Source organism: Micromonospora sp. NPDC049101 (assembly GCF_040648675.1).
Classification (GTDB): Bacteria; Actinomycetota; Actinomycetes; order Mycobacteriales; family Micromonosporaceae; genus Micromonospora.
Genome location: NZ_JBEZED010000011.1, coordinates 139,190 through 158,732, shown reverse-complemented (window position 1 = coordinate 158,732; position 19,543 = coordinate 139,190). Strand labels below are relative to the sequence as shown.

The window sequence follows — 19,543 nt, the reverse complement described above, 5'->3', positions numbered from 1 at the left end:
TGCCCCCGCCAGGTGGGCGTGACGGCGGGTCAGAGCGCGAGCTTCATGCCCTCGTGGCTGGCCGCGAAGCCGAGGCTCAGGTAGAAGCGGTGCGCGTCCGCACGGGACTTGTCGGTGGTGAGCTGCACCAGCGCGCAGCCACGCTGCCGGGCCTGGTCGACGGCCCAGGTCATCAGGTCCCGCCCCAGCCCCTGGCCGCGTCGGTCGGAGCGGACCCGGACCGACTCGATCAGTGACCGCTCGGCACCGTGCCGACCGAGGCCGGGGATGTAGGTGATCTGTAGGCAGCCGACCAGGTCACCGGCCTGCTCGGCCACGATCAACTGGTTGCGCGGGTCGGCGCTGATGGCCGCGAACGCCCTCTCGTAGGCCTCGTCGACCTCGGTGAAGTCGCGGGCCTTGCCCAGGACGTCGTCGGCGAGCAGGGCGATGACGGCGGGCAGGTCGGCCCGGACCGCCTCCCGGAAGGTCACGTCGCTCATGCTGGTGATCCTGGCACAGCGAAACCGGCGAATGGGCCTGTGCCAGTTGCGGGCAACAGGCAGCATGGGGCGGCATGGAGCTAGTGCTGCTGCCGTTCCGGTGGATATACCGGGCTTTGGTGTGGTTCGCCAACTCGCCCCGCACGCTGATCACCTCGTACCTGTTGATGATCGTGGTGGCCGGGGTCATCTACGGGGAGGTCGAAGAGCGCAGCCCGGCCGACGCCGTCTGGTGGGCGGTGGTGACCGCCTCCACCGTCGGGTACGGCGACATCTCGCCGACCACCTGGGCGGGCCGGACGCTGGCCGCGCTGCTCATCTCGACCATGGTGCTGCTGGTCATCCCGCTGATCACCGCGCACTTCGCGAGCCGGCTCATCGTCGACGACAACGCCTTCGAGCACGAGGAGCAGGAGCAGCTCAAGGCCGACGTGCGCCGCATCCGGGCGCTGCTGGAGGAGTTGGCGACCCGGCAGGGGATCGATCTGCCCCCGTTGCCCCCGCTGCCCCCGACCCAGCCGGTCAGCGGGCCGGGCAGCGCTTCCCCTCCGGCGGCACGGTCAGGTCGAGCAGGTACGCGTCGACCGCGTTGGTGATGCAGGACGTCTGCGGGTAAGCGGTGTGCCCCTCGCCCTCCCAGGTGAGCACCCGGCCGACACCCAGCATCGACGCCAGGCGCGGCGTCTGCTCGTAGGGCGTCGCCGGGTCGCCGGTGGTGCCGACCACCACGATCGGCGGCGCGCCGTCGGCCTTCCCGGTCGGGTACGGGTCACGCCCACCCGGCCACTCGACGCAGCTCAGCATGCCGACCGCCAGCGCCGGCCCGAACAGCGGATATTTCCCCCGCCACTCCGCCTGCAACTGCCGGATCTGCTCCCGGCTCGGCTTCTCCGTCTCGTCGGCGCAGTTGATGGCCAGGTTGGCGTCGAACAGGTTCGAGTAACGCCCGTCGTCGCCCCGGCCGGCGTACGCGTCGGCGAGCCGGAACACGTCCTTCGGGTCACCCTCGGCCAGCCGGTCGATCGCCTTGGCCAACTCCTGCCAGCCGGATTCGGTGTAGAGCGACGAGATGACCGCGTAGAACACCCAGCCGGCGGTGGCCTCCCGCCCGCCGGCGCCGCGTACCGGAGAAGCCTTGGCCTTGTCGATGGCCGACGTGACCGCGGCCCGCGCGTCCGGGGCGATCGGGCAGCGGCCGGCGTTCGCCGTACACCAGCGGGTGAAGTTGGTGAAGGCACGCTCGAAACCACGGGCCTGGCTCTCCGAACCCTCCACCAGCCGCTGTTGCGGGTCCACGGCGCCGTCGAGCACCAGCGCCCGCACCCGCTGCGGGTAGAGCTGGGCGTACGTGGCGCCGAGCAGGGTGCCGTAGGAGTAGCCCAGGTAGGTCAGTTTGTCGTCGCCCACGGCGGCGCGCACCGCGTCCATGTCGCGGGCGGCCTGCTCGGTGCCGAACAGCGGCAACTGGTCGCCGTAGCGGTCGCCGCAGCCGCGCCCGATCCGCTGGCTCAGGCCGGCGAAGCCGTCGAACTCCGGCTGGCTCGCCGGGTCCGGGTCGAAGCCGAAGCTGGCGTCCAGGTCGGCGTCGGAGATGCACTTCACCGGGCTGGACCGGGAGACCCCGCGCGGGTCGAAACCGACGATGTCGAAGCGCTCGGTGATCGAGGTGGGAAGCCCGCCGAACTGGGCGCCGAAGGAGAGGTAGACGGCGGTGTCGACACCGGACCCGCCGGGGCCGCCCGGATTGACGACAAGTGAGCCGATCCGGTCGCGTTGCTTGGTGGAGCGGGCCCGCAGCAGGGCGATCTCGAAGGTCTGACCGGCGCCCGGGCCGGCGCTCGCCCCGCCGCCGGTGCCCCAGTCGCGGGGCACCGCGATCCGGGCACACTCGTAGCGCATGTTGGGTGCGCCGCGCCCGACCAGATCCTCGGGCACCTCTGGGCAGGGCCGCCAGGTGGGCGCACTGCCGGTCGGCGCGGCCGAGCCCTCGGCCGCCACCTCCGTGCGTGGCGCGAACGCCGGCAGCGTGCAACCGGCGGTGAGCAGCACCGCCGCGGTGAAGGTGGCCAGAGTGAGACGGACCCGGCGACTGGTCGCCATCCGGGGCTGACGGGCGGTGCGGATCACGTGCTCCTCCGGGGTCGAGTCGACGGCCAGGCTACGCCGCGCCGTTGGCGGCCCGGTCCACGGTGGCTGCCGGGTCGCCGCGCAGCACCTGGTCCACATCGAAGCGGACCGGCCGGTCGAGCTGGTCGTAGCGGCAGGAGCGCGGATCGCGGTCCGGGCGCCAGCGGACGAAGCGGGCCGTGTGCCGGAACCGTTCGCCCTCCATCGCGTCGTAGCCCACCTCGACCACCAACTCCGGGCGGACCGGCTCCCACTCCAGGTTCTTCGTGCCGGTCCACCGGCTCACCCCACCCGGAATGCGTTGGCCGCGCTCGTGGTCGCCGTGCACCCACGGGTGCTCGCCGCCGGTGTCCCGGTAGGGGGCCAGCTCGTCCAGCAGCTCGGCGCGGCGGGCCATGGTGAACGACGCGCTCACCCCCACGTGGTGCAGGACCCCGGCGTCGTCGTAGAGCCCGAGCAGGAGCGAGCCCACCACCGGGCCGGACTTGTGCCAGCGGAAGCCGGCCACCACGGCGTCCGCGGTGCGGGCGTGCTTGACCTTGAACATCAGCCGCTTGCCCGGCTCGTACGGCAGGTCGGCCGGCTTGACGATCAACCCGTCCAGACCGGCGCCCTCGAAGACGTCGAACCACCGGCGGGCGGTGTCGGGATCGGTGGTGACCTGGGTGACGTGCACCGGCGGGCGCACCCCGGCCAGCGCCTGGACCAGCCGCTCCCGGCGGTGCGGGTAGGGCTGGTCGAGCAGCGCCTCGTCGTCGATGGCCAGCAGGTCGAACGCGACGAAGTCGGCGGGTGTGGTCTCGGCCAGCAGCTTCACCCGGGACGCGGCCGGGTGGATGCGCTGGGCCAGCAACTCGAAATCCAGCCGGGGCTGGCCACCGGGCCCGTCGCGCCGGATGACGATCAGCTCACCGTCGACCGCACACCGCTCGGGCAACTGCCGGCGGGCCTGGTCGACCACCTCGGGGAAATAGCGGGTCATCGACTTGCCGCCCCGGCTGGCCAGCTCGACCTCGGCACCGTCGCGGAACACGATGCACCGGAACCCGTCCCACTTGGGCTCGTAGGTCATCCCGGACGCGGTGGGGAGCTTGGCGACGCTCTTGGCGAGCATCGGCTCGACCGGAGGATTGATCGGCAGGTCCACGGCGCCAGTCAATCAGACGGCACCGACAGACGTGAGGCAGATCACCGTGGGCGCCGGGGGGTGTGTCCGTCCGCGCGCCGCTCGTCCCGCTCGGGCGAATCGAATAACCGCAGCTCAGAGCTACTTTCACGAGGTGGCCGAGTGGGTGTGTGACTGCTGCGGGAGGTGGCGGGTCAGCGTCGAGCTGATCCGGGGCCGCTACCGCTACCGGCTGACCCGCCGTTACCCGCAGCGGTTCGGCGGCGGCCGGAACGTGCTGGGCGAGGTCGGTTCGGTGCCCGAGCTGGAGGAACTGCTGCGGCGGCGTACCCCGTTGAGCCTGGCCGACCTGCGCGAGGCCGCCTGATCCCGACGGGGGTTGCGCGCGACTGTCACGATCCACCCGGCGGTCTCGTCCGCACCGGCGGGCGGTGCGCACCGGCGCCGCCGGGGAGGGGACGTGATGCGGTTCGAAGCCACCACGGAGATCGCCGCCGACGCCGAGCAGGTCTGGGCGGTGCTCGCCGACGTGGAGCGCTGGCCGGAGTGGACGGCCTCGGTGTCCCGGGTCGAGCGGGGGGAGCCGGGCCCACTCGCCGTCGGTGCGACCGCGACACTGACGCAGCCGAAGCTACGGCCGGCGGTGTGGCGGGTCACCGAGCTGACCGAGGGCCGGGAGTTCACCTGGGTCTCCGACACCCCCGGGGTGCGTACCCGAGGCGAGCACCGACTGCTGCCGCTGCCCGACGGGCGCACCCGGGTCGAGTTGGCCATCGTCCAGTCCGGGCTGCTGGCCGGTCTGATCGGCCGGCTGTACGGTGGCCTGCTGCGCCGCTACGTGGGCCTGGAGGCCGAGGGTCTCCGGCGCCGGTGCGAGCGGGGCTGACCGCCCCCAGGGCCGCCGCTCGGTACCGCGCGAACGAGTCAGTACCGCGCGAACGAGCGGATCGGGGCGCGCGGACCGTATTTCGGCGCGCCGAGGCCGGCGGCCGCCAGCAGCATGCAGACCCGGCCCCGGTGACCCCGGAACGGCTCCAGCAGGGCCAACATCCGGGCGTCGTCGCCTCGCGGCTCGCCGGCGAGCGCCCAGGCCACCGTGTTCGGGACGTGGTAGTCGCCGACGCTCACCGCGTCCGGGTCCCCGTACGCGACCCGGACCACCTCGGCGGCCGTCCACGGCCCGATGCCGGCGATGGCGGTCAGTCGGCGGGTGGCGTCGGCGGCGTCGGTGCAGCGCTCCAACTCCTCGGCGAGCGCGGCGGCGCGGCGCAGTGTGTCGGCCCGGCGTTGTTCCACGCCGAACGGGTGGAACACCCAGTACGGGGTGGCGGCCACCGCGGCGGCCTCGGGCGGCAGCAGCAGCGACGGCAGCGGACCGGGCGCCGGCTCCCGGAAGTGCCGCACGGTCGCCGCGTACGCCCGGTAGGCCTCCTTGACGGTGACCTTCTGCTCGAAGACCACGCGCAGCAGCCGGGGGAAGACCTGCCCGGTGCGGGGCATCCGCAGCCCCCGGTGCTCCCGTGCCAGCCGGGCCACCAGCGGGTGCGCCCCGGCCAGCTCGGCGAAGCCGGTCAGGTCGTCGTGCAGCCCGGCGATGGCGTCGGCCCGCGCCACCACGCGCTCGGCGCCCGGCCCGTAGCCCTCGGCGATCAGGTCACCGCCGGCCAGTCGCAGCGCCAGGGTGGCCGGCCCGTCCGGGGTGCGGGTGGCCCACCAGAACGTGCCGGCGACGACGCGGGCGCACGGGTCGTACGGGGTGAAGGTCAGCGCACGGACCGACGCCGCCAGCCGGTAGCCGACCGGCGGGCGCAGCACCCGGGTCGCGGCGGGTTCGGTTCCGGTCACCCCACTACTTTGCCAGGTCACGACGGTGGCCGGTCGCGGCCCTCCCCGGCTGCGACCGGCCACCGTACGTCTCGTGGCGCCTGGGGTCAGTACGAGTAGCCCGAGCCCCCGGCGTCGTTGGCACCGCTGTTCGCGGGCGGCGCGACCGGCTTCGGCGTGGAGGTGGGCAGGCACTCGAGGTTCTTCTTGCCGTCCGGCTGGACCACGAACCAGGTGCCACCCACCGCCTGACCCTTCCACTGGCCGGGCTTCTTGTCGCCGATGTAGCGGTAGACCGGCCAACCAGCGATGGTGATCTGACGGGTGCCGTCCTGGCGGGTCACGCTGCTGACCTTGTCGTCGGAGACGCCGGTGAGCTGCGGGTTGCCGTCGGTCAGCGCCGGGGGCCACACCTCGGCGCACTTGTCGACGCAGTTCGACGACGGCGGGTCGGCGGTGTCCTTGTCGAAGCGGTACAGGATCCAGCCGTCCTGGTCGGTGACCACCTTGCCCATCCGGGCGACGTTCTTGCCGACCAGTTTCTCGGTCAGGTCGACGTTCGCGGGCGGCGCGTCGGCGGCTGCCGGTGCCTCCGCGGACGCCGAGGCCTCGGCTTCCACCGACGCGCTGGGCTCGGCCGCGGCGACGGCGACCGGCTCGGCAGCGCTCGAGTTCGCCCCGTCGTAACCTGCGGGAGCGCAGGCCGTTAGTGCGACCATCGCGCTCGCGACGATGACGGTCCGCTTCATCTGTGCCACGTGCCCTCCTCATTCTCGGCAGTTCACCCATAGGTACGGGAGTTTGGCTGTCAAGGTTGAAGGAGTAACAGTGGTCAATTTCACGCGAATTGATTGAACCGATCGGGACATCGATCCGTACGCCCCCGGAGGGGAAGCGCTCTGCGGAAACGAATCGGCGCCGGTCATTGTGACAATGACCGGCGCCGACGCGTGCGTGAACCTACAGGGGCACCGTGACCAGCGGGCTCGCCACCCCACCGGCATCCACCGACTGCACCTGGAGTTGTTTGATGTCACCCACCACGGCCGACGTGGAGGCACTCAGCTCAAGACCCTGCGGTCGGGTGTTGGTGCCGTAACCGCCCTCCGGCACCGACCAGCTCGAGACCACCTCGGCCTCGGCGTTCTTACGGATCACCACCAGCCGGCAGACACGTGGGCCGGGTAGCTTTCGCAGGCTGAAATTGATCCGGGTGCCGTAGTCCCGCTTGACCAGGAACACGGTCGTCTGCACGCCCGTGGTCGGGTCGGTCGCGTCGACCTGGTCACCCTCCTCCTCGGTGCCACCCACACCCGGGCCGCTCGGCGGGGCCGTCGGCCCACTGGTCTGCGGGTCGATCGGCGCACTCGTCGTCGGACCGGCGACCGGAGTCGAACTGCTGTCCGTCACGCTGACGAAGCCATACCCGGTCAACCCGCCGAAGACCACCACCGCGGCGGCCGTCGCGAGCATCTGACGAAACCGGGTACGCCGACGGTCGGCCCGGACCGCGCCCAGCGTCCGGTTCAGCAGCGCCGGATCGGTCGCCGTCTGCTCCAGCGCCATCATCGTCTCGCCGTCGATGTCGGAGAGCAGCCCGACCACCGGCACCATCGTCTCCAACTCGGCCGCGCACGCCCAGCAGGCGGCGAGATGCTCCTCGAACCGCTCAGTGTCCTGCTCGTCGAGCACGCCGAGCGCGTACGCCGCGACGTCCATGTGATCTGGCCGACTCATTCTGTCACCCCCCGCTCCTGCAGAGCCGTGCGCAGCGCGCGCAGCGCGTAGTAGACCCTCGACTTGGCGGTGCCGAGTGGCAGGCCCAACTCCTCGGCGGCCTCCGGCACCGTCCGCCCCCGAAAGTACGTCGAAATCAGGATCTCCCGGTGCGACTGACTGAGCGTACGCAGCGCGTCCGCCACCGTCATGGTCCGCAGAACCCGGTCGGTGCTGTCCGCCTCGGCGAACGCGGTGAGATCACGGTCGTACGTCTCCGGCGGCCGGGCCTCCTGGCTGCGGTGCTCGTCGATGGCGATCCGGCGGGCCACCGTGACCAGCCACGGCCGCAGCGAACCCTGCCCCTGCGTGCCCAGGCGGTGCGCGTTACGCCAGGCCCGCAGCAGTGTCTCCTGGACGATGTCCTCAGCACGTTGCCGGTCCCCCCCGGTGAGACGCATGACGAACATCAACAACGGGCCGGCGTGCTCGGCATAGAGCATCCGGATCAGTTGGTCGGAGTGGCTGGCCTCGGTTGACGTCGCCTGGTGGCGCCCGGGCGCCGGTCGCGGCGTCACCGGACCATTCTGGCGAGACGTCGCGTGCGCGTCGACCCCCCGGGCAGACGACGTCGGCCGCGACGAGGACCGCGCCGACAACCAGTCCGCGCTCACCGCGTCGCCATGCCAACCGGCCGCCACCGCATGCATGCAGACCTCCGGGGTGTCCGTAACCATCGCCGGCCCACGAAGCGGGCCGCCCGGTGGTACGCGGCAACGCCCCGAGCGGATCAACGAACGGCGGAAATTTTTCCCCGCCGTCGTTGAGTGGGCGGTCAGCGGCGGACGGAGAACAGGCCCGGCGGCGGCGGATCGGAACCGGTGGCGTCGGCATCGTGCACCACCTGCGCGCCGCTGGCGAAACGGTCCAGCTCGTCGCCGGCCACCACCCGGCCCGGGAACCAGTCGCCGGCGGCGCGCCGGGTCAGCTCCGGCACCGGCGGGGTGGCCCGCCCGGCGACCAGCACCAGGTTTCCGTACCGGCGGCCCCGCAGCACCGCCGCGTCGCCGACCAGGCAGGCCTGCGGCAGCACCGCGCGGACCGTGGCGACCTGCCCACGCGCGTGCCGCAGTGGCGGGCCGTCGGCCAGGTTCGCCAGATACCACCCCGCGGGGCGCAGCACCCGGGCCACCTCGGCCGCGTACTCCACGGACGTGAGGTGGGCCGGGGTACGCGCACCGGCGAACACGTCGGCGACCACCACGTCGTAGGTGGCGTCCCGGGTGGCGGTCAACATGGCCCGCGCATCCTGGACACGGACCCGCAGCCGGGCGTCGGACGGCCACGGCAGCACCCTGCGGACCAGCTCGACCAGGGCGCCGTCCACCTCGGCCACCCGCTGGGTGGAGCCGGGTCGGGTGGCGGACACGTAGCGGGGCAGGGTCAGGGCACCACCGCCCAGATGCAGCCCCCGCAGCGGCGCACCGGCCGGTGCGACCAGGTCCACCGCCGCGGCCAACCGTCGCACGTACTCGAATTCCAGGTGCGTGGGGTCGGTCAGGTCGACGTGCGACTGCGGGGCGCCATCCAACAGCAGCGTCCACGAGCCGGCCCGGTCCGGATCCGGGACGAGCTCGGCCTGCCCGGTGTCGACAGGCTCGATCACCCGGTCAGCCGCCCGTTTACGTCCCATCGGAACCAGTATCCGCGGTCAACGGGCGGCGCGGGCCGCGGCGGTCAACGCGCGGTGCAACAGTCGGGAATCGCCGAGCAGGGCGCGCAGTCGGCGCTCCAGCCCGGCGATCGGAATCAGGTTCTGTGGGGCCCGCGGATCCTTGTACGGGTTCGAGGCGAAGCGCGGCAGGGTGACGAGCGACAGGTCGGCCAGCTCGATCGCCGCCTCGACGGGCAGGTCGGCGGAGCACTCCACCCGGACGATGCCCGCCCACGGCGCGCCGACCGCCACCGGCAAACGCAAATACCACGACCAACCACCCCAGGCGGTGCCCAGCCGGAACACCGGCGAGCGCTCACCCGATGCCATGCCCGTCACCACCGCGGTCAGCCGGGCATCCAGGTATTGGCTGTGCTGCGTCTTGATGTAGCCGAGCGTGCGGGGCAACTGCCGGCGACTGCGCAACGGGCCGTCCACCACCAGCAGGTCACCGTCGACCCGGGCGGCGTCGGACACCGCCACCTCCAACGCGGTCAGCGGGCCCTGCACGGCGGCCGGCAGCTTCGCCAGCTCGCCGGTGCCACCCACCCGGTGCACCGGGTAACGGATCGCGCCGGCCACCACGTCCTGCGCCGACGGACTCGCGGTGAACAGGCCCCGACCAACCCGGGTGCCGGCCAACTGCGCCGCGCCCCGGCCCAGGTCACACCGCACCACCCCAGCCGCGTACGAGGCGGCCAACCCGGGAAAGGACAGGCCGTCGGTCTCCGCCGTCCAGATGCTCGCGTCGATGCGGCGTACCCCGTCGACGAGCAGCACCACGTCGGGCGCCCGCACCCCCGGGCGTACCCCGATCGCCCGCCAGTCCACGGCGGGCACCTCCACGTCCGCGTCGACCTGCGCGCTGCTCGGCGCGGCCGGCCCGGCGGCCGACGCCTCGAACGACGCCCCGTACGCCGGATCCCACGAGTCGACGAAGAACGCGGCGTCGCTCACCGGCCGGTCCGTTCCACCCGGGCGGACCGGGCATCCTTGCGCACCTCGAAGCGGACCGGGATGCGCTCGGCCAGCGCCGGCACGTGGGTGACCACGCCGACCATCCGATCGCCCCGGGCGGCCAGGTTCTCCAGGGTCGCCGCCACCGTGTCCAGCGTCGCCGCGTCGAGCGTGCCGAAGCCCTCGTCCAGGACTATCGACTCCAGGCTCGCCGCCGTGGTCGACATCCCGGCCAGCTGCTCGGAGAGCGCCAGCGCCAACGCCAGCGACGCCTGGAACGTCTCACCGCCGGAGAGCGTCCGCACACCCCGGCGCAGCCCCGCGTCGTGGTGGTCGACCACCACGAACTCACCCTTGTCGTGCACCAGCTCGTACTGCCCGGAGGACAGCTCCCGCAGGATTCCCGACGCACCGTCGACAAGCAGGTCCAACGCCTCGGCCAGCAACCACCGCTCGAAGTTGTTGGCCCGCAGGTGACCGGCGAGCGCGCGCGCTACCTGCGCCTCCCGCTCGTGCCCGGCCCGCTGCTCGCGCAACGTGCCGGCCTGCTCGCGGCGCTCGGCCAGCCGGCGGCGATCGGCCTCGGCCCGCTCCACCGCCACCGTCGCCGCGTGCACCGGGTCGTCGCCGACCGGCACGTCCGCGTCGGCGAAGATGCCGGCGATACGCCGCCGCACCCCCTCGGCCACCGACTCGGCCTCGGCGACGGCGACGGCCCGGCTCACCCGGTCGGCGCGGCGGCGGTCCGCCTCGGTCGTCGCCCAACCGGTCAACGCGGCCCACGCGGCGGCCACGTCGTCCCGATCGGCAGCGGGTGGGCCGAACCGCGCCAACCCGTCGCGCGCGGTGTCGAAGGCCCGCCACGCCGCGCGCAGCCGCTCCTCGGCGGCGTCCACCCCGGCCCGCGCCTGCCGAGCGGCCTCACGGCCGGCCCGCACCGCGGTCGCCGCCTCCTCCAGTGCGCGCCGCAACCGGGCGTGCTCGGCCAACTCGCGGCGCAGCACCGCCGGCTCGGCCACGCCGGCGAGCTGCCCGTCCAACTCGGCCAGCCGGGCGTCCACCTGCTCCTGCCGGGCCCGCGCCTGCACCAACAGCCGCTCCAGGTCACGCGCCGCCGCGTCCCGCTGCTGCACCATCGTCTGCGCGGCCTTGGTCGCGGCCCGCGCCGCCTTGCCCGCCGCCGTCGCGGCCGCCACCGCCGAGTCGGCCGGCACCGCCGGCACCTCGGCCACCGGCTGCTCGCACACCGGGCAGGCCGCACCGGCATGCAGGTGCACCCGCAGGCTGACCGCCAGGTCGGTGGCCTTCGCCTCCTCGTGCGCCCGGAAGGCCGCCTCCAACTCGGCGTCGGCCCGCTCGGCCGCCGCGCGGGCGTCGGCCAGCGCCGCCACCGCCGCGGTGTGCTCGTCGGTCGCCGCCCGCACCGCGGCGCGGACCGTGTCGGCCTCGCCGGACAACCGATCCCGATCGTCGTACGCCCGCAGCAGCAGTCGCACCGCGCTCTCGTCGCCGGCACCGGCCAGCTCGCCGCGCAGCTTGTCCTCCCGCTCCTCGGCCAGCGACACCCCGCTCGCCGCCGCCTCCGCCTCGGCCCGTGCCGCGGTGACCGTGCGAGCCACCTCGGCCACCCCACGCGGCGCGCGGACCCCGGTCAGGACGGTCAGCTCGTCGTCGAGGGCGGTCAGCGCCGCCGCCGCCTCCCGGGCGGTGACCCGGGCCGCCGCCAGCTCCGGCACCGCGGCCGTCACCGCTGCGGCCAGCTCGGCCATCCGCTCGACCCGGGCGTCGGCCTCGGCCAACGCCTCGTCGTCCACGCCGGTCAGCCCCGCGAGCACCTGGTCGACCGCCTCCAGCCGGGCCTCCGCCTGGGCGGCCCGCGCCGTCGCCCGCTTCTGCACGTCCTCGTAGACACCGAGGCCCAGCAGGTTGACCAGGATCTGCTGCCGGGTCGCCGGCTTGGCGTGCAGGAAGTCGGCGAACTGCCCCTGCGGCAGCACCACACAGCTGGTGAACTGCTCGTACGGCAGCCCGACCGCCTCCAGCACCGCCTGTTCCATTTCGGCGGGGGTGCCGGCGACCACCTCGCCGAGGTCGTCCGGGCTCAACCCGGTGTCCAGTTTGGTCACGTCGAACCCGGCCGGCATCAGCTGCAACCCGGCGTTCGCGGTCTTGACGTTGCCCCGGCCGTCCCGGCGGACCACCCGGGTCGCCACGTAGCGGGCCCCGCCGGACTCGAAGACCAACCGCACCCGGGCCTCGGTCGCCGACGGTGCGAGCGCGTTCGCCAACCCACGGGCGCCACCCCAGCGGGGCACCATGCCGTAGAGGGCGAAGCAGATCGCGTCCAGCACCGTGGACTTGCCCGAACCGGTCGGACCGATCAGCGCGAAGAAGTCGGCGTCGGTGAAGTCGACGGTGGTCTCGTCCCGGAAGACCGTGAACCCGGCCATGTCCAACCGCATCGGCCGCATCAGTGCTCGACCTCCTCGAAAAGCTCGTCGAAGAGCTCCCGGACGCCCTCGTCGCCGTGGCCCCGGCTGTCCAGGTAGTCGCCGAACAACTCCCGGGGCGAACGACCCGATCGTTGCGCGATGCGGGCACCGCTGCCCGGCGCGGCCAGCAGCTCCGGGTCGATCCGGATCTCCAGCGCCCGGGGGAGCAGCTCCTGGACCTCCTCGCGCAGGCCGGCGCGAGGTTGCTCCCGTACGTACACCCGCAGCCAGGCGTCCGGTGCCTCGATCTCGGCGAGCTGGGCCAGGGTGCCCCGCACCGTGCGCAGCGCGCTCGCCGCGGTCACCGGCACCTCCCGCACCCGGGCGGCGGTGGTGGCGGTCACCTCGACAACCGTCACCGAGGGGACATTCTCCTGCTCACCGAAGTCGACAGCGAGCGGGCTGCCGCTGTAGCGCACCGGGCAGGGGCCCGCCACGCGCTGTGCCCGGTGCAGGTGGCCCAGCGCCACGTAGTGCGCGGTGGCCGGGAAGACGGTGGCCGGAACGGCGTAGCCCAGCACGGTGTGCGCGTCGCGCTCGCCGCCACCGGTGGCCGCGCCGGTCACCGTCAGGTGCGCGGTGACCAGGTGCACCCGGTCCGGTTCGCCGAAACCCTCGGTCAGTCGCCCCAGCACCCGGCCCAGGTGGTCGGCGTACGTCTGGTTGGTCTCCGCGGCGGTCAGCTCGTACATCTCCAGCGCGCGCACCGCGTACCGCTGGGACAGGAACGGCAGCGCGGCCAGCCGCCACCGCTCACCGCCGGCGGTGGTGCCGTCGATGACGTGCTCGTCGGGATCTTCCCGCACCCCGCCGCGCAGGGTGATGCCGGCGGCATCGGCCCACGGACGCAGCGCGTCCAGTGCGGGGCCGTTGTCGTGGTTGCCGCCGATCGCGACCACGTCCGCGCCGGTGCGGCGCAGCGCGGTCAACGCCCGGGTGACCAGGCGGGTCGCCTCCGAACTGGGCGCGGCGGTGTCGTAGAGGTCACCGGCGACGATCACCAGATCCGGCTGCTCGGCACGGGCGATGTCGATCACCCCGGCCAGCACGGCCTTGTGCTCGTCGGCCCGGGACTGCCCCTTGAGCACCTTTCCCACGTGCCAGTCGGAGGTGTGCAGGATCTTCATTGGGTGTGCCGGCCCCTGCCTAGAACGGGATGTCGTCGTCGGTGCTGCCGCCACCGGAGCCCACCACGGCGAACGGGTCGGCGGACTGGGTGATCGAGCGCAGCGTCTCCGATGGTGCGCGGCCCGCCTCGGAGACCCGGGTCGCCCAGGCGGGGAACGGGAACTCCAGGCAGAGCGGCACCGGGATGTCCGGCTGGTTGACGAACATTGTGCCGGGCTTGGCCAGCAGCGCCCGCTGCCGTTGCGCGGGCGGGAGGAAGCCGTATTCCGGGCGGGACGCCTCGGCCGGGTCGAGCCGGCCGACCACCCGGATCGCCGAGTTGGTGACGATGCGCCGCTCCACCTCGCTCGCCGTCTGCTGCGCGCCGATCAGGATCACCCCGAGCGAGCGGCCCCGCTCGGCGATGTCGAGCAGCACCTCCTTGATCGGGGAGGAGCCCTCCCGGGGGGCGTACTTGTTGAGCTCGTCCAGGACGACGAAGAGCAGCGGCTTGGCGGTGCCGGACTTCTCCTTGCGCTCGAACTCGCTCTTGAGCGTCACGCCGACCACGAACCGCTGGGCGCGATCCGGAAGGTTGTGCAGGTCGACCACGGTGACCTGCGCCGACTCGCTGGTGTTGATCGAGTGCGGGCGACGGGTGGCCAGGTCGCCACGGATCAGCCGGGCGAGGTCCTTCTTGCTGCCGATCAACCGCCGGGCGAACGCGTTGACGGTGCCCAGGCCCACCGCGCTGCCCGCCCAGTCGGAGCGGGTCTCGTCGTCGTTGAGCTGATCGACGATGTGGTCGACCAGGTCGCCGTAGGACCCGAGCCGGACCCCGTCGATGCTCACCCCGCCGTCGGCGGGCTGGGCGTAACGCGCCAGGTGCGCGGTCACCGAGTGGACCACCATCGTGTACTGCTGGCGCTCGTCGTCGGCGTCGGCGAACACGTACGGCAGGAGCCGGTCGGCGCAGAAATCGCTCAACGTCCAGTAGAACGAATCCACCCCGGTGAGCCGGCTGCTCACATCCGGTGTGCCGGCCGCGTCACCGACCCGCGGCGGAGCGTAGACCCGCACGTCGGGAAAGGCGCCGGCGCTCAGGCCGAGCTTCGCGTACGACGCGCGGGTGGGCTCGTCGAGACGGGTGTTGGGGTGGTCCAGGAAGAGCAGGTCCTCACCCTTGACGTTGAAGATCAGCGCCTTGGCGTTGACCGCGTCGCCGCCCAGCACCCCGGAGCGAAACACGGAGTAGAGCAGGAAGGTCGCGAAGCTGGTCTTGGTGGCCACCCCGGAGATGCCGGAGATGGAGACGTGCGCGCCCCGGCTGCCGTCGAGGAAGTCGGCGTTGAGGTAGACCGGCACCCCGTCCCGACCCATGCCCATCGGGATGCGCCGCTCCATCCGGTCGAAGTGCAGTGCCCGCGCTCGGGCGTCACCCTCGGCCCGGTGCACCACCGCACCCGGGGTCGGCGGCACGTACAGCTCCGGATCGACACGCGTCGTGGTGACCTCGGCCGCCTCCTGCACCATCGCGGGCAGCGTGCCGTCGGCGATGGCGAACACGTCGGAGTCGAACTGGGCGCCCTCGTGCCGAGCCCGGACCTGGGTGACCACGCCGGCGATCGTCACCGGCTCCCGGTCGGGCAGCTCCCGCCGGGTGACCACCACGTCGTCGAGTTGCAGGTAACTGCCGGGCGCCACGGCCGTCCAGAACTGCAACGGAGTGGCGTCGGCGGTGCCCAGCACCCGCCCGACCGCCTCGCCCGGGCTGTCGAGGTCGGCGTCGGTCATCGGGCGACTCGGGTCGGTCGGGCAGCACGGTCGGGAAGCATGCCCTGCATCCTGCCCGAGGAGTACGACAGGTCGCCACGCGACGCGTCGGACGACACCATCCGCCGACACGCGCACGACGCTGGGTGTGTGCCGGGGCGACGGCGGGTTACCGGCGGGCGTGGCGGAGCAGGAGGACGCCGTCCTCGGCGGCGAGCACGTGGCGCAACGGCAGGTGCCGGGGCGGCGTGGTGTCGCCCGCGGTGATCCGGCCCGGTCCCGGCCCGGCCAGCAGCGGCGAGACGGTCAGGCACAGCTCGTCGACCAGGTCGGCGGCGGCGAGCGCGCCGAACAGGTGCGGGCCGCCCTCACAGAGCAGTTGGGTGAGCCCGCGGCGGTGCAGCTCGGCGAGACCGGCGGCCAGGTCGACCCGCCCGGTGCCGCAGCGCAGCAGGTCGGCGACGTCGGTCAGGCCGGGCGGTGGCTCCGCGTCGGCGTGAGTGAGCACGATCGGCCGGGTCGGCGCGTCGGCGAAGGCGGCCTGCGCCGGATCCAGGTCGAGTGCGGCGGAGACGACCACCAGCGTGGGGTAGTCGGTCAGCCCGTGGTCGCGGCGCCAGGCGCGGCGACGCTCGTTGAGCCGGACCGCCCGGTAGGCCTCGTGGCGAAGCGTGCCGGCAGCCACCACCAGCGCGTCGCAGACCATCCGGAGCAGGCCGAACACCCGCTTGTCCGGCTCTCCGGACAGCCCGGCGGAGTAGCCGGCCACGCTGACCGCGCCGTCCAGGCTGGTGACGAAGTTGACCCGGAGTCGGGGCTCGTCGGCGCGGCCGTAGAGCGCGGTCAGCGCGGCGTCGTCGAGCGGCTGCGTCGACGGCTCCGGCCAGAGCCGCCGGATCGGCATTCCGACGGTCATTCGCTGGCCGGACCGGTGACCGGAGGGGTCGGTTGGGCGGTACGGTGCTGGCAGTCGCACCAGTTCCGGCCCGGGCAGTCGTCATGACGCCGGGCCCGGCACGCTCGGCAGATCATGCTCGCAGCCTAGGCCCGGGGAGGACAGGACAGCATGCCGCGTCAGATCTTCCAGCTGAAGGTGTCCCTCGCCGGCGTCCGCCCGCCGGTGTGGCGACGGGTGCTCGTCCCGGCCGGCTACACGCTGGACCGGCTGCACCGGGTGGTGCAGCACGCGATGGGTTGGCGAGACTGCCACCTGCACTCGTTCGAGATCGACGCCGTGCAGTACGGCGAGCCCGACCCGGACGGGGAGTTGGCGCTGCACGACGAGCTGGACGTGCGGTTGGACGCGGTGCTCGGCAAGGGCAGCCGGTTCTCCTACACGTACGACTTCACCGACTGGTGGGAGCACGACCTGGTGGTGGAGGACGCGCTGACCGTCGATCCCGACCAGCGGTACCCGCTCTGTCTGAATGGCGAGCGGGCCTGCCCGCCGGAGGGCGTCGGCGGGCCACCGGGTTACCAGGCGCTCCTGGTCGCGTTGGCGGACCAGGGCGACGTGGCCGACCCGCGGCACGCGATGCTGCGCGACTGGGCGGGGTCCGCCTTCGACCCCTTCCGGTTCGATCCCCGCCGCACCACCACGCTCCTGCGCCGCTTCTGCTGACCCGGCGGTGGGCGTTCGGTGGGGGCCGAATGGGGTGTGACCTTTGGGGGAGCATAGCGGTAACGATCTGGGAACGCTCCCATTGTCCTATTGACACTCCCGTTACCCGCCGGCAATCTCATGGGAGCGCTCCCGAGGGTGGCTTGTGTCACTCACGCACTCCCGGCCTGGCGCGATGAGCACCCCCCCACCACAAACCACCCAGCCTCACCACCGGAAAGAGGGGTCAGCGAATGATTGTCACCACGCGGCGTACCCGCTTGGCGGCCGCTGCCCTGGCCGCGATCACCGCAATTGGCGGTCTCGCGGCCTGCGGCAAGGACGACGACAAGCCGGCTGCCGGCGAGAAGCCCACCAAGCTGGTTGTCGATACCTTCAGCGAGTTCGGCTACGACGAGCTCGTCAAGCAGTACGAGAAGGACACCGGCATCAAGGTCGAGCTGCGCAAGACCGCGCAGCTCGGCGAGTACCGGCCGAAGCTGGTCCGCTACCTGGCCACCGGCAAGGGTGCGGCGGACGTCACCGCCCTGGAAGAGGGCGTGCTCAACGAGTTCAAGGCCAACCCGCGCAACTGGGTGGACCTCGCGCCGCTGATCCCCGACCACTCCAAGGACTTCCTGCCCTGGAAGTGGGAGCTGGGCAAGGCGCCGGACGGTCGGCTGATCGGCCTGCCGACCGACGTCGGCAGCCTCGCCGTCTGCTACCGCAAGGACCTGTTCCAGGCGGCCGGCCTGCCGACCGAGCGCGACCAGGTGTCGGCCCTCTGGCCGGACTGGAAGGGCTTCCACGACGCCGGTCTGAAGTACAAGCAGGCCACCGGTAAGGCGTTCATCGACTCGATCACCGCCGTCTCCAACGGCGTGATGTTCCAGGGCAACGGTGACCTGTTCTACGACAAGGAAAACAACATCATCGCGGACACCAGCCCCGCGGTGAAGAACGCGTGGGACACGGCCACCGGGATGGCGGACATCTCCGCCAAGGCGCAGACCTGGTCGCCGGAGTGGTCGGGTGGCTTCAAGCAGGGCACCTTCGCGGCCACCTTCTGCCCGTCCTGGATGCTCGGCATCGTGTCGGACAACTCCGGCGCGGCCAACAAGGGCAAGTGGGACGTCGCGTCCGTGCCGGGCGGCGGCGGTAACTGGGGCGGCTCGTGGCTCGCGGTTCCGGAGCAGAGCAAGTACCCGAAGGAGGCGGCGAAGCTCGCCGAGTACCTGACCAACGCGAAGAGCCAGGTGGACGCCTTCAAGCTCAAGGGCCCGCTGCCCACGAACCTGGAGGCGCTGAAGAACGACGCGTTCCTCAGCTACACCAACGAGTACTTCAGCAACGCGCCGACCGGCAAGATCTTCGGTGAGAGCGTCGCCAAGATCCAGCCGACCCACCTGGGTCCGAAGCACCAGTCGGTGAAGGAGAACGCGTTCGAGCCGGCTCTGCGGGCGTTCGAGAACGGGCGGGCCGACAAGGCAAAGGCCTGGGAGCAGTTCACAAAGGACGCCAAGACTCAGGGCGCCTTCTAAGTGATTCACTGCCGGTGGCGTTCGGGGCTTCCCGGACGCCACCGGCCGGTCCCCTCCGCGTAGCGCCCTGCGCGAGGGCCCCCGGGCCTCGCCGGAAAAGGAAATTCGCATGAGCCTGTCGGCCACGACGGCACCGCCGTCGCCAGCAGCACCGCCTCCTCCTGACGTCTCTTCCCGACGTAGCCGGGGAAGGTTACTCAACCGTCTCGATGTCAAGTACTCGCCCTACCTCTACATCGCCCCGTTCTTCCTGATCTTCGGCGTGTTCGGGTTGTACCCGATGCTGCGTACCGCGTGGATGTCGCTGCACGACTGGGACATGATCGGCGACCACTCGTTCATCGGCTTCGACAACTACACCCGGCTGGTGTCCGACGAGTACTTCTGGAACGCGCTGGTCAACACGTTCGGCATCTTCGCCCTGTCGACCATCCCGCAGCTGTTGCTCGCCCTCTTCCTGGCGAACCTGCTCAACCGGACCTTCCTGCGCGCCAAGACCTTCTTCCGGATGGCCATCTTCGTGCCGAACGTGGTGTCGGTGGCCGCGGTCGCGATCGTCTTCGGGATGCTGTTCCAGAAGGAGTTCGGCCTGTTCAACTGGCTGCTCAGCCTCGTCGGTGTCGACGCGGTCGACTGGGACGGGCAGCGCTGGAGCTCCTGGTTCGCCATCTCCACGATGGTCAACTGGCGGTGGACCGGGTACAACACCCTGATCCTGCTCGCTGGCATGCAGGCGATCCCGAAGGACCTCTACGAGGCCGCGGCGATCGACGGCGCCAGCCCGTGGCGGCAGTTCTGGCAGATCACCCTGCCGATGCTCAAGCCCACCTTCATCTTCGTGGTCATCCTCTCCACGATCGGCGGCATGCAGCTCTTCACCGAGCCCCTGCTCTTCGCCAACGGCAACATCATCGGCGGCGACCAGCGGGAGTTCCAGACGCTGGCCATGTACATGTACGAGATGGGAATCGAGAACCTGAACACCGCCGGCTACGGGGCCGCGGTCGCCTGGGCGATCTTCATGATCATCGTCGTGGTGTCGCTGTTCAACTTCCTACTCGTCCGCCGCTCGGCGAAGTGAGGA

The 19,543-nt window shown here is 72.0% G+C and carries 19 protein-coding genes; 6 read left to right on the top strand and 13 right to left on the bottom strand.

The genetic code is table 11. The annotated features are described in order from the left end of the window. Nucleotides 1-29: 29 nt before the first annotated feature. Entirely contained in the window at nucleotides 30-482 is a 453-nt protein-coding gene (locus tag AB0B57_RS17480) for a GNAT family N-acetyltransferase (RefSeq protein WP_357070215.1), read from the bottom strand. A gap of 74 nt (nucleotides 483-556) precedes the next feature. Here AB0B57_RS17480 and AB0B57_RS17475 point away from each other — a divergent pair, with 74 nt between their 5' ends. Further along, on the top strand, nucleotides 557-1,078 hold the full coding sequence (locus AB0B57_RS17475; RefSeq protein ID WP_357070213.1) for a potassium channel family protein: 522 nt from the start codon (nucleotides 557-559) through the stop codon (nucleotides 1,076-1,078). On the opposite strand, the gene AB0B57_RS17470 is transcribed toward AB0B57_RS17475, so the two are convergent. Beyond that, nucleotides 1,005-2,582, bottom strand: coding sequence for an alpha/beta hydrolase (locus AB0B57_RS17470; RefSeq protein ID WP_357070403.1), 1,578 nt, complete (start codon nucleotides 2,580-2,582; stop codon nucleotides 1,005-1,007). The genes AB0B57_RS17475 and AB0B57_RS17470 overlap by 74 nt on opposite strands. A gap of 58 nt (nucleotides 2,583-2,640) precedes the next feature. Continuing rightward, complete coding sequence (locus AB0B57_RS17465) at nucleotides 2,641-3,756, bottom strand: ATP-dependent DNA ligase (RefSeq protein WP_357070211.1); 1,116 nt, start codon at nucleotides 3,754-3,756, stop codon at nucleotides 2,641-2,643. A gap of 133 nt (nucleotides 3,757-3,889) precedes the next feature. Here AB0B57_RS17465 and AB0B57_RS17460 point away from each other — a divergent pair, with 133 nt between their 5' ends. Beyond that, the gene (locus tag AB0B57_RS17460) at nucleotides 3,890-4,102 is read left to right on the top strand and encodes a hypothetical protein (protein ID WP_357070209.1); all 213 of its coding nucleotides are present in this window, start codon (nucleotides 3,890-3,892) and stop codon (nucleotides 4,100-4,102) included. Between the two features lie 96 nt (nucleotides 4,103-4,198). Further along, entirely contained in the window at nucleotides 4,199-4,621 is a 423-nt protein-coding gene (locus AB0B57_RS17455) for an SRPBCC family protein (RefSeq protein ID WP_357070401.1), read from the top strand. 38 nt (nucleotides 4,622-4,659) lie between these two features. Here the strand turns inward: AB0B57_RS17455 and AB0B57_RS17450 are convergent, their stop codons facing one another. The 10 genes from AB0B57_RS17450 to AB0B57_RS17405 form a co-directional block, all read right to left on the bottom strand. Then, nucleotides 4,660-5,580, bottom strand: a complete 921-nt coding sequence (locus AB0B57_RS17450; protein ID WP_357070207.1) for a DNA-3-methyladenine glycosylase 2 family protein — start codon at nucleotides 5,578-5,580, stop codon at nucleotides 4,660-4,662. Nucleotides 5,581-5,666: 86 nt separating this feature from the next. Next, a complete protein-coding gene (locus AB0B57_RS17445) occupies nucleotides 5,667-6,317 on the bottom strand; it encodes a hypothetical protein (RefSeq protein WP_357070205.1) in 651 nt (216 codons plus the stop codon). Between the two features lie 202 nt (nucleotides 6,318-6,519). Beyond that, nucleotides 6,520-7,296 carry a zf-HC2 domain-containing protein gene (locus tag AB0B57_RS17440; RefSeq protein WP_357070203.1) on the bottom strand — a complete coding sequence of 259 codons (777 nt, stop codon included), beginning with the start codon at nucleotides 7,294-7,296 and terminating at the stop codon, nucleotides 6,520-6,522. Beyond that, nucleotides 7,293-7,985, bottom strand: a complete 693-nt coding sequence (locus tag AB0B57_RS17435) for a sigma-70 family RNA polymerase sigma factor (protein WP_357070201.1) — start codon at nucleotides 7,983-7,985, stop codon at nucleotides 7,293-7,295. The genes AB0B57_RS17440 and AB0B57_RS17435 overlap by 4 nt, the downstream gene beginning before the upstream one ends. A gap of 125 nt (nucleotides 7,986-8,110) precedes the next feature. Further along, entirely contained in the window at nucleotides 8,111-8,968 is an 858-nt protein-coding gene (locus tag AB0B57_RS17430) for a fused MFS/spermidine synthase (protein WP_357070199.1), read from the bottom strand. An 18-nt stretch (nucleotides 8,969-8,986) separates the two neighbouring features. Beyond that, the gene (locus tag AB0B57_RS17425; protein ID WP_357070197.1) at nucleotides 8,987-9,946 is read right to left on the bottom strand and encodes a hypothetical protein; all 960 of its coding nucleotides are present in this window, start codon (nucleotides 9,944-9,946) and stop codon (nucleotides 8,987-8,989) included. After that, nucleotides 9,943-12,417, bottom strand: a complete 2,475-nt coding sequence (locus AB0B57_RS17420) for an SMC family ATPase (RefSeq protein ID WP_357070195.1) — start codon at nucleotides 12,415-12,417, stop codon at nucleotides 9,943-9,945. Before AB0B57_RS17420 ends, AB0B57_RS17425 begins: the two co-directional genes overlap by 4 nt. Next, complete coding sequence (locus tag AB0B57_RS17415; RefSeq protein ID WP_357070193.1) at nucleotides 12,417-13,565, bottom strand: exonuclease SbcCD subunit D; 1,149 nt, start codon at nucleotides 13,563-13,565, stop codon at nucleotides 12,417-12,419. The genes AB0B57_RS17420 and AB0B57_RS17415 overlap by 1 nt, the downstream gene beginning before the upstream one ends. A gap of 19 nt (nucleotides 13,566-13,584) precedes the next feature. Next, nucleotides 13,585-15,339, bottom strand: a complete 1,755-nt coding sequence (locus tag AB0B57_RS17410; RefSeq protein ID WP_357070191.1) for an ATP-binding protein — start codon at nucleotides 15,337-15,339, stop codon at nucleotides 13,585-13,587. Between the two features lie 148 nt (nucleotides 15,340-15,487). Next, on the bottom strand, nucleotides 15,488-16,234 hold the full coding sequence (locus AB0B57_RS17405) for a pyrimidine reductase family protein (protein ID WP_357070189.1): 747 nt from the start codon (nucleotides 16,232-16,234) through the stop codon (nucleotides 15,488-15,490). A 150-nt stretch (nucleotides 16,235-16,384) separates the two neighbouring features. Here AB0B57_RS17405 and AB0B57_RS17400 point away from each other — a divergent pair, with 150 nt between their 5' ends. The 3 genes from AB0B57_RS17400 (at nucleotide 16,385) to AB0B57_RS17390 (ending at nucleotide 19,540) form a co-directional block, all read left to right on the top strand. Then, nucleotides 16,385-16,939 (top strand): plasmid pRiA4b ORF-3 family protein, encoded by a 555-nt coding sequence (locus AB0B57_RS17400; RefSeq protein ID WP_357070187.1) that lies wholly within the window; start codon nucleotides 16,385-16,387, stop codon nucleotides 16,937-16,939. A 233-nt stretch (nucleotides 16,940-17,172) separates the two neighbouring features. Further along, nucleotides 17,173-18,459 (top strand): ABC transporter substrate-binding protein, encoded by a 1,287-nt coding sequence (locus AB0B57_RS17395; protein ID WP_357070185.1) that lies wholly within the window; start codon nucleotides 17,173-17,175, stop codon nucleotides 18,457-18,459. Between the two features lie 109 nt (nucleotides 18,460-18,568). After that, the gene (locus tag AB0B57_RS17390) at nucleotides 18,569-19,540 is read left to right on the top strand and encodes a sugar ABC transporter permease (protein WP_357070183.1); all 972 of its coding nucleotides are present in this window, start codon (nucleotides 18,569-18,571) and stop codon (nucleotides 19,538-19,540) included. Nucleotides 19,541-19,543 lie beyond the last annotated feature (3 nt).

What these genes read in the sequence shown, in the direction of transcription:
- AB0B57_RS17480 (WP_357070215.1), bottom strand. Translation starts at nt 482, where the DNA reads ATGAGCGACGTGACCTTCCGGGAGGCGGTCCGGGCCGACCTGCCCGCC.
- AB0B57_RS17475 (WP_357070213.1), top strand. Translation starts at nt 557, where the DNA reads ATGGAGCTAGTGCTGCTGCCGTTCCGGTGGATATACCGGGCTTTGGTG.
- AB0B57_RS17470 (WP_357070403.1), bottom strand. Translation starts at nt 2,582, where the DNA reads ATGGCGACCAGTCGCCGGGTCCGTCTCACTCTGGCCACCTTCACCGCG.
- AB0B57_RS17455 (WP_357070401.1), top strand. Translation starts at nt 4,199, where the DNA reads ATGCGGTTCGAAGCCACCACGGAGATCGCCGCCGACGCCGAGCAGGTC.
- AB0B57_RS17440 (WP_357070203.1), bottom strand. Translation starts at nt 7,296, where the DNA reads ATGAGTCGGCCAGATCACATGGACGTCGCGGCGTACGCGCTCGGCGTG.
- AB0B57_RS17435 (WP_357070201.1), bottom strand. Translation starts at nt 7,985, where the DNA reads ATGCATGCGGTGGCGGCCGGTTGGCATGGCGACGCGGTGAGCGCGGAC.
- AB0B57_RS17430 (WP_357070199.1), bottom strand. Translation starts at nt 8,968, where the DNA reads ATGGGACGTAAACGGGCGGCTGACCGGGTGATCGAGCCTGTCGACACC.
- AB0B57_RS17420 (WP_357070195.1), bottom strand. Translation starts at nt 12,417, where the DNA reads ATGCGGCCGATGCGGTTGGACATGGCCGGGTTCACGGTCTTCCGGGAC.
- AB0B57_RS17415 (WP_357070193.1), bottom strand. Translation starts at nt 13,565, where the DNA reads ATGAAGATCCTGCACACCTCCGACTGGCACGTGGGAAAGGTGCTCAAG.
- AB0B57_RS17410 (WP_357070191.1), bottom strand. Translation starts at nt 15,339, where the DNA reads ATGACCGACGCCGACCTCGACAGCCCGGGCGAGGCGGTCGGGCGGGTG.
- AB0B57_RS17405 (WP_357070189.1), bottom strand. Translation starts at nt 16,234, where the DNA reads ATGACCGTCGGAATGCCGATCCGGCGGCTCTGGCCGGAGCCGTCGACG.
- AB0B57_RS17400 (WP_357070187.1), top strand. Translation starts at nt 16,385, where the DNA reads ATGCCGCGTCAGATCTTCCAGCTGAAGGTGTCCCTCGCCGGCGTCCGC.
- AB0B57_RS17395 (WP_357070185.1), top strand. Translation starts at nt 17,173, where the DNA reads ATGATTGTCACCACGCGGCGTACCCGCTTGGCGGCCGCTGCCCTGGCC.
- AB0B57_RS17390 (WP_357070183.1), top strand. Translation starts at nt 18,569, where the DNA reads ATGAGCCTGTCGGCCACGACGGCACCGCCGTCGCCAGCAGCACCGCCT.